Raw genomic sequence first — 17,193 nt, forward strand, 5'->3', positions numbered from 1 at the left:
TCAATTGATAATACACCTACGACAATGTTGCAAATTTTTATTTTCCTTTCCATTATGTCCAGAAGAGTTCGGTAGCTCTTTTACGCGAAATACCACATTTACGTCCTCAAGGTTAATTTCAATTCTCTTGACCAATGTTCTGATAATATCACGTTTAGTTAACCAGTCTGCGTTATCAAGGTTTAACGTAATATTGGAAGAAAAGTCTTCTAAATTGGCCACAACCAGAGTTACCTCCTGTTCTAATTCCTTTTGATAAAATATCTTTTTCTTCTCTTCTTTAATTGTTTTTAAGCTTTGTTTCATTGCTTTAATTCGTGGTTCAAATTCCTCTTGATTGATATATTCTTGAGCATAACTATCGATAAGTCTAGCAATACCACGTTTTAATTTATTTTCTTGTTTCTCTAGCAGGTCACTTTTTTGATCCAATGATGATTTTTTTAGTTCTGAAAGCCTACGCTTGTATTCTTCTAAAATCCTGTTTGGATTTTTCAATAACTGCTTAACCTCTTCCCACACAGCTGTTTCTAATGCATCTGAGCGAATGGGTTTATTGTCACAAATCTTATTACCACCAAAACGGTAAGAATCTTTACCACTACAACGGTAATATGCATAATGACCACCTTCTTCTTCTCGTCTACTTCTCATGCAAGTTCCGTAACATCCGTAATTACAACGCTTACATATGACTAAACCTTGTAGTAAGTACTTTGCTCCTCTTTTTCTTGTCCTTGCTACTTTTCTATTTTCAGCTAATTGTTCTTGAACAATATCAAATATATCTTCATCTACTATATTTGGCACTTTAATATAAATCCAATTTGCTTTTTCAACAGGATAGACAGAGTGGTTACTTTTTGGCTGCTCACAAGAGCCTTTCTGTGGTCTTACTTGCTTTAATCTTACTCCTAACCTTCTTCTACCAAAAGCTGCTTGTCCTTTGTAAGCAGGGTTTTTCAACATACTCCAAATTGTACCTTTATTCCAGCGTTCTTTTCCTTTTTGTGTCTTAATGGACATAGTATTTAGCCGACGACATACTTCCCCAATACTTGTTCTTTCTCTGCCTATCCACAAAAATACTTTACGAACGACATCAGCTTCTTTTTCGTTAATCTCAAATAAAGCTTGTCCTCCTCCCATATGCTTATCTATATAACGATAACCATAAGGAGCTCCTCCCATTACATTTACATAGCCTTTGTTAGCTGCATAGATTTTACCACGACGACTTCGTTCCATAATTTTCGCACGTTCATATTCTGCTATCATACCTTGCATTTGTAACAGTAATTGAGATTCTGGGTTACCGTTAATCTCATAATTTAAAAAAACCACTTTTGCTCCTGCTTTTTCAAATTCTTCAATCAGCACCATTTGATATGCATATTTTCTAGATAAACGATCAGGAGAATGAATGTAAATCTTATCAATTTTACCTTCTGTTACTTTATCACGTAATTTTTCTAAATCAGGGCGGACTAAATGAGATCCACTGTAGCCGTTATCAATAAATTTATACTCACTTAACAATCTGTATCCGTCCAGATTAATTTGCTTCTCTAAAGCTGCAATTTGACTTTCTATCGTATTTCCTTCTACTTGTTTCCCCGAAGAAACTCTCGCATATAAACATACTGTTACCATTTGACCCTCCTTGAATCCCATTTTTATGTTTTAAGTTTTTTTGACTTATTTCCTTTGACACTACCTTTTCATAAGCATCTGATAAGCATTGTTCTGCTAACCGATTAGGTTCATAGCTACAGCTAATTTGGATAGCTAATCTCTTGTTTCTCATGACTTTTCCTTGAAATAATATGTTCATATCATTCCTTAAAGCCGATGGTTAATTGATTATTAGCGCTATAAGTAAATCGGACTCTTGGTTCTGGACACAGAAGTTTTCGAGAAATGGTTTTCTCTAGTTTTATTTTTATGTTTTTTGCAACATTGTCGGTAGTGTAAAGACAGTAAAGTCAGTAGAAGCAAATTCTGAAAAAGCAGCAAAAAATGCAGCTGAAAAAGCAGTGAAAAAAGTAGGACCAGAAGTTGCAGATTTGCTAAAGCCAGAAATAAAAACTCAGGTAGAAGAAGAAGTAAAAAAATATACTGAAGAAAAAATTGAAAGCCTTATAAAACCTGAAATTACAAGCAAAATAAATGATCTTGTCACTACACAAAGTAAAGAAGTAAGTACACTTTTAGAAGATGAAATGAATAAATTAGTCGAAGATGCACATAAAAATTTGAATGGGAAAATAGATCAGATTAAATGTGAACTTACAAAAGTAAAATCTGATCTCTTAGAACCTGTCTTGAAAGGAGTTAATTGGCTAATTTAGTAAGCATAGAAGTAATCATATTAAATAAGATATTGTTTTTTGAAGTAAGAGGAGAATGTTCGTAATCCTTGCTCATGCGTCTAAAATTGGAAAGCCAGGCAAAGGTTCGTTCTACAATCCAACGTTTAGGAATAACTTGAAATCCTGTATCAACCAATTTCTTGGTAATCGTTAGCAAACATCCAGTTTCCAACAAACATCGATTTTGTAATTTACCTTTATACCCTTGATCAGCAAAAAACCTACGTAATGTTGGAGCTTTGCATTTAGCTTGAACAAAAAGATTGGTAGCACCATCACGGTCCTGAATGCTTGCGCTGTGTACTTCTGCAGTAATTACAAGACCTAGTGTATCTACAATAATATGACGTTTTCTACCCTTTATTTTTTTACCGGCATCATATCCTCTTGATCCCCTTTTTGAGTCGTTTTCACTGATTGACTGTCAATTATACCTACTGAAGGTGTTTCATTTTTGCCAACCATTTTTCTTACCTCTTTTACTAGCATGTCATGTATTTTTTTCAATTTTCCATTATTACGCCACCTGAGAAAATAGTCATACACCGTTTTCCATGGAGGAAAATCTTTTGGTAGCATTCTCCACTGGCAACCACCCCTCATTATGTACCTTATTGCATTAATAATTGTTCTTATGTTATGTTTTCTTGGTCGTCCTATCGCTCCTTGTGCAACATAGGGCTCTAAAATTTCCCATTCCTTGTCACTTATATCACTTGGATACAACTTACCCTCCTATTTTTTGCTTACCTCATCATACTCTTTTCTTCATTACCTTTCAAGACAGGTTCTTAGTTTCATCTCTACAGTCACGAAGTAAATCTTCTTCTAATTTATCATCCTCTTTTCCCGCAACCTGATCTCCTAGATTTTCGACTTGCTCACCCTCTTCACCATAAAAAAGTTTGTTGGCATATAAATTACTATTATTAACTTGATCGCTATAGATATTGTTTGACATTGTGACATCCTATACAGTCAAAACTGGAATTAAATTAGAGTATAAAAGCTAGGAATTCAACATGGGTAAAAGAAACCACAGCTCAGGAAATCTAAGGTTAACTCAGAAATTATTATAAGCCAAGTAGATCTAGCATGATAACCAACAATTAGATTTTCTTTCAATTTCCACCTTACTCACCAGCTTGACACAGTCCATCTTTATTCATTAGAGAGCCGTGATTCCTCTACTCTCCAATGATTAACACTTGTCAGTTTTGAGTGTAGTAGTTGATAGCCTGTACGTAAATACGTTGCTTTTGTCCTTTAGAAATTTTTAGTCTACTATCTTTATCCAGAAAAAAATTGTAAAATTTCTATAGTTATGGTATAATTGTAAATACCGCTTGCCAATAAGCTGAGTATAAAAATGCCGTTCGGACAAATCATTACATATAGCACGATATTACTTACTATAGTTGCAGTATTTCTCTTTTTGAGAAAAATATACAAAAATCATATTAGAAAAATTATATTTCCTCTAAAAGTTCTCAAAGAAGAGTGGGAAGAAAATAGAAGATTTAATGAATTGTATCAAAAAAATAAGCAAAAAGAGTTGATGAAACAACAGGAAATGCTAAGGGAGAAACAAAAGAATATGCAAGTTTACAAAGAAGATCTAGAAATAGTTGATATAGCAAAACCGTTAGGTAAATGGACAAAGATGGTTATGATGGGTAATAGTTTAATGAAACATTTTGCACAATTGATAAACAGAGAAGGTGATAAGAAAGGATTTTGGGAGCTATTTATAAAAGCTCAGTCTTCAACTAAGGGTAAATATAAAGGAAAAGGCAGATAATCCATGCTTGAATGTAAAAATCTATCCTGTGCTCGTAATAACAAAGTATTATTTAAAAACCTCAATTTTAAAGCTGAGCCAAAATCAAAAATCTTAATCACTGGTCCAAATGGTAGCGGCAAAACCAGCTTAATCAGAAGTTTATCTGGACTCTTACCACCAGTATCAGGCAATATAAGATACTGCGGAAAAGACATATATGATGATCCAAAATCCTTTATATCTTCCATGGTTTACGTAGGACATAAAAACGCCTGTAAAGATAGTTTAACAATTGGTGAAAACATAGAATTCTGGGCAAGAATACGGAACACTAGAGAATCAGTTATGGCAGCTGCTTATTGTTTAGAGTTGCAACCTGTATTTAACATTAGATATGGTGAACTTTCTGCAGGCTGGAAAAGAAGAGTTGCGCTTGCTCGCCTCTTAATTTCTAATGCAAACGTTTGGCTGATAGACGAACCATTTTGTAATCTCGACAGTGCAACGTGTGAATTAATATTAAATCTAATCTCAATACGCTCTGAGCAAAACGGTATAGTAATTATTACAGGACATAGCTCTACAGAACAACTGTGTGACTTCAAGACAATCGATATACGTGATTTTAACAGACCTCTTGTATAATTTTTGGCCTTAAAATTAACACATCTCTTTCAAAGGCTCTATATTAAAAATAGAAAGCCCAGAAGCGATTACGTGCGCTAAGGCTTGTACAAGAAACATTCTTGCAGCGGTGAGGTTCAAGTTATCTTCTAGTATGAACCGCATGTTTAAATCACTTTTGCCATACCCCCATAAAACGTGAAACGCTTCTGCAACTTCAAGTAAGTAGAAAGTAATTCTATGTGGCTCACAAAGCCTTGCAGATATTTCTACCACATCTGGCCACTTTGCTAAGGTTTTTATGAGGAAGAGCTCCCCATCAGTCTTTAAAAGTGAAGGATCTGCTGTTGGAAGCTCTTTTGGAGCATTACGCATTAATGAGTGAGCACGAGCATGGGCATATTGCACGTAAAAAATAGGGTTGTCTCTTGATTGTTCTTTTACTTTAACAAAATCAAAGTCCAAGACCATATCATTCTTGCGTGTTAACATTATAAAACGAGTTATATCCCTGCCAACTTCCTCCACTACATCTCTTGCTGTTAGGAAGTTTCCTGATCTTTTGGACATCTTAACAGGTTTTTCATTCTCGAAAAAATTCACAATATTATGCAGTTTTACCTCTATTTTTGCTTGATCATCACTGAGCGCAGAGACGACTGCTTTTAGCCTTTTGACATAACCACCGTGGTCACTACCAAGCTCTACGATCATATTGTTAAAACCACGTGATATCTTATCAAAATGGTAAGCAATATCTGAGGCAAAATAAGTCCAACTGCCGTCCTCTTTCTTCAATGCGCGGTCAACATCATCGCCAAATTTTGTAGAGCGAAATAACATTTCTTTTCTGGAAGTCCAATTTTCACTTTCTTTGCCTTTTGGTTTCTCCAGGTACCCTTCATACACTAGACCCTTGTCAGATAATATCTTTATACTCTCTTCGATTTTGCCACGTAGCTCATACTCTGAAGTAAAGACATCATGACTTACTCCAAGTAAGTTCATGTCTTCCTTTATTATCTCTAAAATGGAACTTAAAGTATATTCTCTAATTACTCGATTATCTTCCTCTTCTCTAAGCTCCTTGCCATATTTTTTGGCCAGCCCATTCCCTATCAGTTTTAAATATTCACCTGGGTATAAACCTTTTTCGATGCTGATTTTTTCTCCCAGAGCTTCCTTATACCGCAAATATACTGACCGAATTAGCGTATCTATCTGCGCTCCAGCGTCATTGATATAGTACTCCTTAGTAACATTATAGCCAACTTTCTTTAGTAAATTTGCCAGAACATCACCAAACACTGCCCCTCTTGCATGACCAATATGCAGAGGACCTGTTGGATTTGCAGATACAAATTCAACATTGACAGCTTGGTTATTTCCAATATTTAGAGTGCCAAACTCTGTTTTTAGCTCATTTATTTGTTTTAAAATCCCATGCCATACTTCCATTTTCAAGTGCATATTGATGAACCCAGGACCTGCTATTTCCACTTTTGCAACTTCATCAAAAAGTTCAAACTCTTTAGCTAAAACCTCTGCGATTTCAATAGGATTCTTCTTTTCATGTTTTGCAAGCACCATAGCAACATTTGTATAGATATCACCATGTGCTCTATTGCTTGGAGGTTCCACAATAAAATTTTCTGCACTTATATTTATGATACCTCTTCGTTTCAATTCATTTAATTTACTGAAAATCAGAGAGAAAATACGCTTAAAAATGTTCATTAACTAAAAAGCTACAAAACCTGTAGCAGTATAGCGAATAAGTGGGGGAAGTTGAAGGGTTATCTTACATCGGCTGTTTATACTTACTTGAAGTGTGCATTCAAAGGGAACGTTCAAAGAATTATTAAGAAGCAATCAGTGGATAGAGATGCATGTTATGCATCTCTATCCATGGTAAATAATTTACACTACTTGCTGATAGTACGGCTGTACGACTAGGGAAGCTAATTAGTACAAATAGTCAGAATATCCTAAATATCCTGTATCAGGTAATGCATTGAACATTACCTTGTGGCCAGAACCACAGTGATTCCATCCTGCATCGTAACCACTATGACAAGGACTGCCATGATAACTATTGAAATACTGATCATGATGATGTTTGTAATGCGGGTAATTATCAATTATAGGCTTAAACTCACATATTACAGGTTTAACCTCATTTACTGTAGGTTTTTTCTCATCTATTACAGATTTAATTCCATCTATTATAGATTGTTTCATTCCATCTATTGCAGATTTAACCTCATTTTCTGTGTGTTTTTTCTCATTTATAGTAGTAACCTCATCTTTGATAAGTTTCATAACCTTATCCATCGTAAGCTTTTCTTCTTGCACCGTAGGTTTTTTCTCATCTATTACAGATTTAATTCCATCTATTATAGATTGTTTCATTCCGTCTATTGCAGATTTAACCTCATTTTCTGTGTGTTTTTTCTCATTTATAGTAGTAACCTCATCTTTGATGAGTTTCATAACCTTATCCACCGTAAGCTTTTCTTCTTCCACCGTAGGTTTTTTCTCATCTAACGTAGGTATAACCTTATCTATTATGAGTTTAATTTCATCCATTATAGGTTTCCACTCACTTTCTATAGATTTGTCTTTACCTACTTTGTCATCAACCTTAGGTTTAACTTCATCCATTATAAGCTTTATTCCATCTACTATAAGTTCTTTGATCTCATTCATGATAGACTTTTCTTCATCTACAGTAGGTTTTTTCTCATCTATTACAGATTTAATCCTATCTTCGATAAGTTCCCTAACCTTATCCACCGTAAGCTTTTCCTTATCTATCGTGTCATCAACCTTAGGTTTAACTTCGTCCACTACAACTCTTATTTCCTCTATCAGTTTTTTAACCTCATCCACTATAGACTTAACCTCATCACCTTTAGTTTTTTCTCCATCACCTGTAGGTTTCTCTTCATCAACCTTAGGTTTAACTTCGTCCACTACAACTCTTATTTCCTCTATCAGTTTTTTAACCTCATCCACTATAGACTTAACCTCATCACCTTTAGTTTTTTCTCCATCACCTGTAGGTTTCTCTTCATCACCTGTAGTTTTTTCTTCTTCAACTATACGTCCTTCTTCGTTGATTATATTGGTGGTCTTATCTAAGAAGGACTGATCTACATGTAATGTAAATTTCTTTTTATCAGTATTGTTGCCACTTTTAATATCGTTATTAGATAATATGTTGATATGTGAGTTATGAGACATATAAACCTCCTGAAATGGTTATGTTAAAATTAAATAAAATCAAATAAAAAAACTTATTATAAACTGGACAGTCTGCCATATCTTTAAGTAAGCTTATTGGAACATGAGTCAATAATTCTCTAATAGAGAAAACCAAATCCATCATGATAATTGTAGAATGTATCATGATAATTATTATGCAAACCAAAATGATTATGATATAAATCAAATTGGCCATGGTGTAAATTAGGTGCATGTGCAAGCATATGAGACTGCATATGCGAGAATGCTGGTACTTTTAACGCATAAGAAGTCATATGCTGTTTTGGCAAAGCGTTACGAATATGAATCATAATAATCCTCTAAAAATATTATAGAACTATTATAGGTCAAAATAATTAAAGATTTAATAACCAGATTGCCAAATTTAGCATAACAACCAACAAGTATGACTCAAATTTTCCTTCAGTTTTTACTATATCTTCGCCAATTTTGCATACAGCCCATCTTTATTCATTAGAGAATCATGAGTACCAACTTCTTCCACTTTCCCGCAATTAATCACTATAATCTTGTCAGTTTTGAGTGCGGTTGATAGCCTGTGCGTAATTATAATTGTTGTTCTGTTTTGCATCAACTTGCTAAGTGCTTTTTGCACTAGGCTTTCACTTTTATAGTCGAGGGCGGAAGTTGCTTCATCCAGTATTAAAACCTGAGGATTTTTCAGTATTGCTCTTGCTATTATAATACGTTGTTTTTGTCCTTCAGAAAGTTTCAGTCCTCTTTTTCCTACAAATGTATCAAATTTATCCGGTAGCTTATCAATAAATTCCATCGCATAAGCGCTGATAGCTGCTTGCTTCACCTCTTCATATTCAGCATCTGGTTTACCATATAGTATATTTTCCATTATTGAGCAAGAAAATATCATGTGATCTTGTGGTACTAAGCCAAACAGCGATCTTAGATCATTTAGCGCAATTGTCTTAATATTCTGTCCATCAATAGTAATACTGCCTTCACTTGGATCGTGAAAACGGAGCAGAAGCTTTAAAATGGTGCTCTTGCCACTGCCAGATGGTCCAACAATTGATACTGATTGGCCTGCCTCTATAGAAAATGATACGTTATTTAATGCTGGCTTATCAGCATAAAAAAATGTTACATCGTTAAACGAAATTTCTTTTTGAATACTATTAATTCTTATAGGATTTTCGCCATTTACTATAGAGCTTTTCATGTTCGTAAACTCAAACAAACGCTCTACTATTCCAAGACCTCGTTGTAAATCACTGATATTATCGCTCAAATTATTTATAGCTCCTGCCGCAAGCGCTGAATAAAACACAAATGAGGAGAGTTCTCCAATGGTCATATTATTACTTAAGACTTCTTTTATTCCAAAAAAAAGCAAAATAACTAGCGAACCTATCACACACGTGATAACTAGAGTTACTAAAATAGCACGCAAGAGTACTAATTTTACGTATGATTTTGATACTGAGTTTAGATGTTTCTGAAAACGAATTTTTTCATTTTCTTCTAGTACAAATGATTTAATGGTTACTATAGATCTAAAATTTTCCTCACTAAATGATGCAAGCTCACTTAATTTATCCTGAGCAAAGCGTGCATAATTGCGAACTTTTTTTCCAAGTGAAGTCATGATAATGAGCAGTATGGGTATTATTGCAGCTGCATATGCGGTTAAATGTAGATTTGTGTATAACAGCATTGCAACACTACCAGTCAGTACCACAAAATTCCTCAATATTGTCAGTAAGCTGCTGTTTATTATCGATTGCAATGCAGAGGTATCAGTAATGAGTGCTGAGATAACATCTTGTACGCCTGTGTTCTCAAAGAAACTTGGTTGCAAGTCAGTGATACTGCTATATAAGTCGTATCTGATTCTTGCGATAACTTTCTCGCTGCCAATGCCAATGAAATATAACCGAATAAATGCAGTGAAAGAAATGCCTAAAACTATCAGTATTGAAACTACGAGCTTGGTAGTAAAGTTATGCTCTGCGCCAGAATCAATTATGTTGCTTAAGCCCCTACCAAAAAGAAGAATCGTTAAAGCTGAAAATAGAACTGCAATAAAAGCTACGGTAAAATAATGTAGATTAGGTTTTATATAATAAAATAACTGCTTAATGTTAGATCGCATTTTATTTTTAAGTTAATTATATAGATTTTAGCTTCAGGAAAAAGTTACAATATTAGTTTACAGTGTACTTCGTTAGAGCAATACGTTCAAGAAACTTTAGCTTGATTTCTACTGAAGGAAAAACGCTGCGAAATTACAGAAAGTTAGCAAAAAAAACTACTGAATAGACCAGAGTTTAATATTCATTTTGTTCCAATATGTAATGCTACTATTCCATAGCTCATATTATAGAACTCAACATTCTTAAAGCCTATCTCTTCAATTTCCATTTTAAAATTAGTTTGAGTTGGAAATTCTCTGATGCTTTTCACTAAATATTCATAAGAACCCTTATCTTTAGCAACTATGCTACCAATTTTAGGAATTACTTTAAATGAGTATAAGTCATAAAATTTGGTGAATATCTCATTTTGATAATGCATAGGGGCAAATTCCAAGCAGACAAATTGTCCATTTTGCTTCAATACCCTATATGCTTCACTTAAAGCCTTTTTACGGTCAGAAAAGTTTCGAATACCAAAAGCTACTGTATAATAATCAAATTCAGAATCTTCAAATGGTAAGCTCTCTGCATTTGCACATACCCAATTGAAATTTAGCTGATTTGAATTTATTGCTTTATCACGCCCTTTGTCCAGCATGTTTTGATTTATATCACATACTGTAACTTGAGCACTTGGTTCACCTCTTGCTATTCTTATAGCTATATCTCCGGTTCCTCCAGCAATATCCAAAACCTTGGAGTTCTTTTTAAAATGCACACTACTTACCATCTTCTCTTTCCATAGCCTGTGCATTCCAAGACTCATTATATCATTCATGATGTCGTAGCAATTTGCTACAGAATCGAAAACCTCTTTAACTAGTTGTGATTTATCCATATTTTATATAGAGATTGCTTACATAATTATTTTAAACTTTAGCAGTTAAATTAATATACTAATGAGAAAAATATACTACAATTAAACATATTTAATCCAGTAAATCATTAGTGTCGACAGCTTTTTCACAAAATATCATCTCTCTTATTATGATATTATCTGTAGCAGTTGTTGATATGGCAACAGACTTATACTCAGTTGCATTGCCAAGTATTGCCAACTATTTTAAGGTGAAAGGTAATATAGCGCAGCTTACGATCAGTTTAAATTTAGTAGGAGTTGCAATATCTGGATTAATTTATGGCCCACTGTCAGACTATTATGGTAGGCGCCTAATAATGCTGATTGGTATGACAATTTTTACTTTGGCAAGTATTGTATGTTGCATAGCTGATAATATTATACTTTTAATATTAATCCGGTTTATACAAGGAGCTGGAGCTGGTGTTGCAGGCGTTGTCGGATATGCAGCAATCAGAGATATGTACTCAGGTAGTGAATACTCAAGAGTAATCTCAAAGTTAAATATGGTAGTAGCGCTTTCACCTGGAATAGCTCCAGTAATAGGCAGTTATATGATTTCACATGGATATAGTTGGAAATTTTTGTTTTTTATCATATCATTTGCAGCAATTGTTATGCTCATTTTTATTTACTTGAAGCTGCAAGAAACGCTCACTGTAAATAAAAATCAAACCAACATAGCAATCAATATCTTCAAGCAATATATATCAATATTCAGGAATTATCGTTTCCTTGGGTTTTCAGCCATTCATGGATTAACTTTCATTTGGCTTTGGGCATATATTGCTAACTATCCATTCATATTTGAATCAATGGGCGTTAAAGTACAATATTTTGGCTATCTTATATCAATCATAGTTATATTTTACATAATTGGAACTTTAATTAACAGAAGGTACGTACCAAAAATAGGAGTGAGCAAGATGCTAATCATAGGTTTGGTATTACCAATAATATCTGATGGTTTATTGGTATATTTTTATTTCATGAACAAATTGAACGTACTTATTCTTCAAGTTCTTTGGATTCCAAGCAATATAGGACTTGCACTCGTAATCAGCAATAACGTAACTTCTGCTTTAGAAACGGTCAAAAGTATAGGGCTTGGTAGTGCAGTTCTCTCATTTTGCAATATGATGTTTGGGGCTATTGGAATATACATAGTAGGAAAATTCTTTTCTTATGGCATTTTACCAAATTTACTATTAACAGTTGTATGTTCTATAATTGCAATTCTTATATATAGTTTACTTAAATATACTGAAAAACACGAAGGATAATCATTATTTCTACAACCCAGATTGGCTTTGTTGCATAGCTAGTGTTGGTTGAGGTTATTGTAAGAAGAAAAGCTTTTTAATATATGGCTACTAACGCATTTTGTTGTAAAATAGGCATTTTTCAAACAAGTACAACTTATGCCACAAAAAATGAGAGTAAGTAACCAAAGAGAATATAACGAGTTTCTCAAAAAAAGAGGAAATGTTTTTCATTTTGTTAATCAAGCCATAGAAAATTGGTATGAAAATAGTCCAAAAGTTGCAGGTGGCAATAACACTTATAGTGATAAAGTTGTAATTTTAATACACATAATAGTTCATCTTTTTAGAATTGGCTTGAGACAAGCTGTAGGTTTTGTAAAAGGTTATATGGTACAAATAGGCAAAAAACTTAAGATTATCAGCTATACACAAGCTTCCAGAAGATTTAAAAAGCTTAATTTGAAGATTGATGACCATAGAAGCAATAAAGATGATCTGGAAAATGTTGAAATTGCCGTAGATAGCACTAGAGTTAGTATCTACAATAATAACGGTGGGCATAGTAAGCTTAATATTCGAAAAAGAAAATACAGTGGTTATGGTCAAGTAAGAAAATTACATGTTGTTTTAAACATAAATGATAAGAAAGCAATAAGCATGAACTACACTAGTGGTGTTGCTGTAGACTATTTGCCGGTCTGCGATATGTTAGAAGAAGTCAGTGATAAATATAACATTTGTTCTATTCGAGCAGATGCGGCTTATGATATAAAAAGTGTGTATAAAGAATGCAGAAAATACAATATTGTGCCTATTATTCGCCCTAGGAAGGATACTAAAATTTGTTTAGCTGACTACTTATCAGAAAGAAACAAGTATATTAGTAGAATTAGGTCATATGAGAATTATGAAGATGGTATTAATGAATGGAAGAAAAAAGTTAAGTATGGAGCACGGTCTTATATTGAAGTCTTTTTCTATAGGTTGAAGCAAATATTTGGGTTTGGCTTGAAAAATAAATCAGAGGTAAATCGTGAAAAAGAGCTGTTAATTAAGTGCTACTTATTGAACAAATTTACTGATATAGGTATGGCTGAATTTAAATTAGCTGCGTAAATTCACTGTGATTTACATGCCTATCAGTGCTATGCAACAAAGCCACACCGATTTTGGAACCTGGACAAACTGTTATCCTTGATAATGCTACTTTTCATAAGTCTAATAAGATTTGCTAAAGGAGTTGGTGCAGAAATTTTATATCTTCCTCCATATTCTCCAGATTTTAACAAAATTGAACATTATTGGTTTGCTATAAAAAACAGAACCAGGAAAAACATTTCTTTATTCAAATCTTTTCGTCATGCTGTCGATTCTTCTTTCTTATGACCTTTTTGGACTATTATGGGAAGGGCTATATTTACTTGTATCTGCTTAGTTAAGGGTGTTAACTTAAGTAGAGATGGAGACATTAGACTTCTTACATGAATTGAAGAGTTACAGCGTGTGAAACCATTATTGGATTTCAGACTGGCTGGTTATGCAAGAAATCTAATATCTATCGAAGAGTCAGAAACTTTTATAACTTACCTTTAATCAACCTAACCCATGCGTGCCAATCTCTCTCACCAAGATTGCTTTCGAAAGACAGAAGATCCTTTACGGCTTTTGAGCAAATTTCTTCACTTGGAATTGACAACTCCCTATTCATTGCTAGCGTCAGGCATTGAGTTTTACAAGCTTGTTCTAAGTGATACGTATAAAACATTGCTTCTTGTATAGTCTGACCACATGTTATAGATCCATGATTGCGCATTAACATCACAAAATTTTCTTTCAAATCAGCTATTAATCTTTTTCCTTCTGTATCATCAAGTGCCAGGGAATTATAATCATGGTAAGATACCTTATTATAAAAGTGCAGCGCCCACTGACTTATTGGGAGTAATCCATCCTTGAGAGAAGAAACTGCTACAATAGAAGGTGTATGTAGATGAAAAATTGCTTGAATATCTTTCCTTGCTTGATAAATGAAGCCATGGATTACATAGCCAGTTTTATTATATTGATATTCTTTGCCTTCAATTATATTCCCATCAAACGATACTTTCATCAATGAACTTTCATCTACTTCATAAAAACGTATACCAAACGGATAAACATAAAATGACTTTTTATCTTCAGAACGTACAGAGAGATGAGTATACGTATGATCATCTAATTTAAGATAAGATAAAATTTGATAGGCGTTAACTAGGTCTCTTTTCAACTCACTATTTGTTAATAACATAGCTCTTGACTAAAATTTTCTAAAGATTTATACGTAAAAAAAAGTTTATTACAAACTAAAAGGTGAACCTACGTTAAAATACTAAGCACTTTTACTTGCCTTAGGTGATTAGAGTTTACATTTCTAGATTACATAGTATTTTAACTATAAAAGCGACTTTTTATGTAATATTTCATATGTTTTAAAGCCTTGTTTTTATGTTATTATAATTGTAGGTTTTAATATTAAAAATAATATGATAAACGTTGACATAAAAAAACAGCTAACAAAATTTTTCATATATATCACTGGTCTTCCAGGAAGTGGTAAACTTTCTACAGCAATAGTATTATCTAGTATGATAAATGCAGTAATTGTAAGTGGACTTGAATATAATCAAACTTCCAAAGAAGCTCGAGATAGAATATATAACACTACACATGTTATGTTTCAGGCAATAGAAGCCTATCCTATTGACTCAAAAAATTATATATTTGTTGATGAATTAATTAAAAATAATGATTACAACATAAGAATATATAACTCAGTAGTAGAACTTAGTAAAAAAATGAGCACAAAAATCCTCCCTATAGTACTTAGGTGCAATCCATTGATATTACAAGAGCGTACTATATCAAAAAAGCAAAGAAAAAATAGGAAGGTTACTAATATAAATAGTATTAAATTTAGGGAGGAAGATTTATTTGTACCACAAAATGCTATAGAGGTAGAAAATTCAAATATGAGTATAAAAGAAGTAGCAGAAGAAATAGTAAGTCAGATGTACAAACTTGGCCAAATTAATAGTGTTTACGCAATAGGCAACGATTTCATATACTGAGGCTCATTTAAATATAGAGCCTCAACTCCATTTAATTTTTGTTTATTTTTTAGTCTATAACGGACTAATAGCCCTGCATGGCTAGCATCCAACTTTGGTAAACTGCAATCCATATATGTAATGCAGTGCGTTTCAGGCTGGAGTTCACTTACTACAGCAGGATTTGATAGCGGTAACAAATTGAAATCAAATAACTGCGTATAAAACTTTTTATCATCTTCGATTATAGCTTTAATATTTTTTTTGCTATTTGTACAAAGTAGCGATATTGCATATGCTTGAGCTTCCAGGGCACTAACCCCATATAACGGCTTATTTGTAGCAAGATTTATACCTTGTGCAGTTGATATACCAACTCTGATTCCAGTAAAACTTCCTGGTCCAACTATCACTGCTAAATGGTCTATTTTATCGTAGCTGTAATTATGCTTATCAAACAAAGTATTCAGTATTTGAAAAAATGATTCTGCATGGCTATTGTTTGCAGAATTGCGTTCTACAAAACAATTACCATCGTAATCAATTACTGCTATTGAACTACCAGCACCTACAGTATTAATTGCTAGAATGGACATCACTTAAGCTTATCATAGAGCTTTGTAAACATCATAGTGAACGCACCGTTACCCATAACATTTGCTGAAGTTATTATTGGGTCAAACACTATATACAATGCTGTAATTAATGAAAGCATCTCTGGAGAGAATTTAAGATACTTCTCAAGAACAGGCAACATTACCATAATTCCTCCCGCTGGAACTGCAACAATAGCAAATTTAAATAACAGAAAGTAGAGAAGGAAAGTCACATAGTCTGTTGCAGACAATGCACCACCAAAAGTCATTATCATTGATAGTATTATAATAAAAAAGCAATCACCTACTAAATGAAAGCTAGCAGTTATTGGCACAACAGACGATGCTATATCATGCTGCTTTACATTTTTTTTGCTTCCTTCAAGAGTAAGCGGCATAGCTGCATTACTAGACATTGTGCTCATTGCAGTAATAAATGCTGGTATCATATTACCTATACTAGCTATCCAGCTTGTGATCTTGAACGAATTTGCTGCTCCATATAAGAGAAAAACATAAAGGTAAGTTGAAGATGATATAATAATAAAAATTATTGAGTAATCCTTAAATATTATGGGTAAAACCTGATCATGTTCCATTTTTAAAGCAAGACCAAGTACAAACATTGGAATAATTGGCGTCAAAAATGTCTTCAAAATAAAGAGAGTTAAATCTAACATTTTGTTCGAGAGCTCTTTGCTTTTTTTTGGTAATATTGTGGACACTAATATGCTTAATACAAATCCACAAGCAAGGGCATAAAAATTAGAAAGCAATGCAGGTATCCTAAATGACCATAAAGGAACAATTGTTTCTTCATATGTTATATCTTGTATTGAATAAGTGTTTTGTGTGATGAAATGCCCAACAGAATAAGCTATTAAACTTGAAGCTAGATTCGACAAGAAAATCGTTATAATAAGTAACAATATAAACTTTATAGCCGACTGCTTAAGATTGTTAACACTACTAAAGATTAATGCAAAAACAATAAAAGGCATTATAAATAGTAAGATCTCTTTTATACTAAGGCTTATTGAATACAAGAAGGTTTTCACTTCCATTGGAACTAGATGACCAAAAAATACAACCGAAGTGATAACAGCAAGTAAGGTTAGTAATTGTAACATATTCTAATATAGCGATATCCTATGGAAATACATATGA

At 33.3% G+C, this 17,193-nt stretch carries 16 protein-coding genes and 1 pseudogene; 7 read left to right on the top strand and 10 right to left on the bottom strand.

What is annotated here, in order from left to right:
- On the bottom strand, positions 1-1,674 hold the full coding sequence (locus ABWU56_RS04460; protein ID WP_353281126.1) for a recombinase family protein: 1,674 nt from the start codon (positions 1,672-1,674) through the stop codon (positions 1-3).
- 362 nt (positions 1,675-2,036) lie between these two features.
- On the opposite strand from ABWU56_RS04460, the gene ABWU56_RS04465 reads away from it, so the two are divergent.
- The gene (locus tag ABWU56_RS04465) at positions 2,037-2,351 is read left to right on the top strand and encodes a hypothetical protein (RefSeq protein ID WP_353281127.1); all 315 of its coding nucleotides are present in this window, start codon (positions 2,037-2,039) and stop codon (positions 2,349-2,351) included.
- Here ABWU56_RS04465 and ABWU56_RS04470 read toward each other — a convergent pair.
- A protein-coding gene (locus tag ABWU56_RS04470; protein WP_353281091.1) for an IS5 family transposase occupies positions 2,335-3,098 on the bottom strand; the annotation gives its coding sequence in 2 pieces (ribosomal slippage) (positions 2,335-2,744 and positions 2,744-3,098; 765 coding nt in all). The genes ABWU56_RS04465 and ABWU56_RS04470 overlap by 17 nt on opposite strands.
- 52 nt (positions 3,099-3,150) lie before the next feature.
- Positions 3,151-3,333: a hypothetical protein gene (locus ABWU56_RS04475; RefSeq protein WP_353281129.1), complete on the bottom strand. Its 183-nt coding sequence runs from the start codon at positions 3,331-3,333 to the stop codon at positions 3,151-3,153.
- Between the two features lie 408 nt (positions 3,334-3,741).
- Between ABWU56_RS04475 and ABWU56_RS04480 the strand changes: the two genes are divergently transcribed.
- Together ABWU56_RS04480 and ccmA are read left to right on the top strand one after the other, a co-directional pair.
- The gene (locus ABWU56_RS04480) at positions 3,742-4,173 is read left to right on the top strand and encodes a hypothetical protein (protein WP_353281131.1); all 432 of its coding nucleotides are present in this window, start codon (positions 3,742-3,744) and stop codon (positions 4,171-4,173) included.
- A 3-nt stretch (positions 4,174-4,176) separates the two neighbouring features.
- Positions 4,177-4,800, top strand: coding sequence for a heme ABC exporter ATP-binding protein CcmA (ccmA, locus tag ABWU56_RS04485; RefSeq protein WP_353281132.1), 624 nt, complete (start codon positions 4,177-4,179; stop codon positions 4,798-4,800).
- A gap of 15 nt (positions 4,801-4,815) precedes the next feature.
- Here ccmA and argS read toward each other — a convergent pair whose 3' ends face one another.
- From argS to ubiE, 4 genes are all read right to left on the bottom strand, one after another.
- A complete protein-coding gene (argS, locus tag ABWU56_RS04490; protein WP_265025085.1) occupies positions 4,816-6,516 on the bottom strand; it encodes an arginine--tRNA ligase in 1,701 nt (566 codons plus the stop codon).
- A 228-nt stretch (positions 6,517-6,744) separates the two neighbouring features.
- Positions 6,745-8,025 carry a hypothetical protein gene (locus ABWU56_RS04495; protein ID WP_353281133.1) on the bottom strand — a complete coding sequence of 427 codons (1,281 nt, stop codon included), beginning with the start codon at positions 8,023-8,025 and terminating at the stop codon, positions 6,745-6,747.
- A 454-nt stretch (positions 8,026-8,479) separates the two neighbouring features.
- The gene (locus ABWU56_RS04500; protein ID WP_353281134.1) at positions 8,480-10,177 is read right to left on the bottom strand and encodes an ABC transporter ATP-binding protein; all 1,698 of its coding nucleotides are present in this window, start codon (positions 10,175-10,177) and stop codon (positions 8,480-8,482) included.
- A 182-nt stretch (positions 10,178-10,359) separates the two neighbouring features.
- Entirely contained in the window at positions 10,360-11,058 is a 699-nt protein-coding gene (gene ubiE, locus ABWU56_RS04505) for a bifunctional demethylmenaquinone methyltransferase/2-methoxy-6-polyprenyl-1,4-benzoquinol methylase UbiE (RefSeq protein WP_264375475.1), read from the bottom strand.
- A gap of 149 nt (positions 11,059-11,207) precedes the next feature.
- Here ubiE and ABWU56_RS04510 point away from each other — a divergent pair, with 149 nt between their 5' ends.
- The 3 genes and pseudogenes from ABWU56_RS04510 to ABWU56_RS04520 all read left to right on the top strand — a co-directional run.
- A complete protein-coding gene (locus ABWU56_RS04510; RefSeq protein WP_264375474.1) occupies positions 11,208-12,362 on the top strand; it encodes a Bcr/CflA family efflux MFS transporter in 1,155 nt (384 codons plus the stop codon).
- A 138-nt stretch (positions 12,363-12,500) separates the two neighbouring features.
- Complete coding sequence (locus ABWU56_RS04515; protein ID WP_341815149.1) at positions 12,501-13,460, top strand: IS5 family transposase; 960 nt, start codon at positions 12,501-12,503, stop codon at positions 13,458-13,460.
- A 44-nt stretch (positions 13,461-13,504) separates the two neighbouring features.
- Positions 13,505-13,730, top strand: a pseudogene (locus tag ABWU56_RS04520) (transposase); the annotation flags it as partial.
- 190 nt (positions 13,731-13,920) lie between these two features.
- Here the strand turns inward: ABWU56_RS04520 and ABWU56_RS04525 are convergent.
- Positions 13,921-14,631 (bottom strand): class II aldolase/adducin family protein, encoded by a 711-nt coding sequence (locus tag ABWU56_RS04525; RefSeq protein WP_139686912.1) that lies wholly within the window; start codon positions 14,629-14,631, stop codon positions 13,921-13,923.
- A gap of 235 nt (positions 14,632-14,866) precedes the next feature.
- Between ABWU56_RS04525 and ABWU56_RS04530 the strand changes: the two genes are divergently transcribed.
- Positions 14,867-15,451, top strand: coding sequence for an AAA family ATPase (locus tag ABWU56_RS04530; RefSeq protein WP_250120390.1), 585 nt, complete (start codon positions 14,867-14,869; stop codon positions 15,449-15,451).
- On the opposite strand, the gene tsaB is transcribed toward ABWU56_RS04530, so the two are convergent.
- Both tsaB and ABWU56_RS04540 read right to left on the bottom strand, forming a co-directional pair.
- Positions 15,421-16,026 carry a tRNA (adenosine(37)-N6)-threonylcarbamoyltransferase complex dimerization subunit type 1 TsaB gene (tsaB, locus tag ABWU56_RS04535; protein ID WP_353281136.1) on the bottom strand — a complete coding sequence of 202 codons (606 nt, stop codon included), beginning with the start codon at positions 16,024-16,026 and terminating at the stop codon, positions 15,421-15,423. The genes ABWU56_RS04530 and tsaB overlap by 31 nt on opposite strands.
- Positions 16,026-17,156: a cation:dicarboxylate symporter family transporter gene (locus ABWU56_RS04540; protein ID WP_064085278.1), complete on the bottom strand. Its 1,131-nt coding sequence runs from the start codon at positions 17,154-17,156 to the stop codon at positions 16,026-16,028. The genes tsaB and ABWU56_RS04540 overlap by 1 nt, the downstream gene beginning before the upstream one ends.
- Positions 17,157-17,193: the final 37 nt, after the last annotated feature.

This window comes from Wolbachia endosymbiont (group B) of Horisme vitalbata (assembly GCF_964028625.1).
In the GTDB taxonomy this organism is placed as follows: domain Bacteria; phylum Pseudomonadota; class Alphaproteobacteria; order Rickettsiales; family Anaplasmataceae; genus Wolbachia.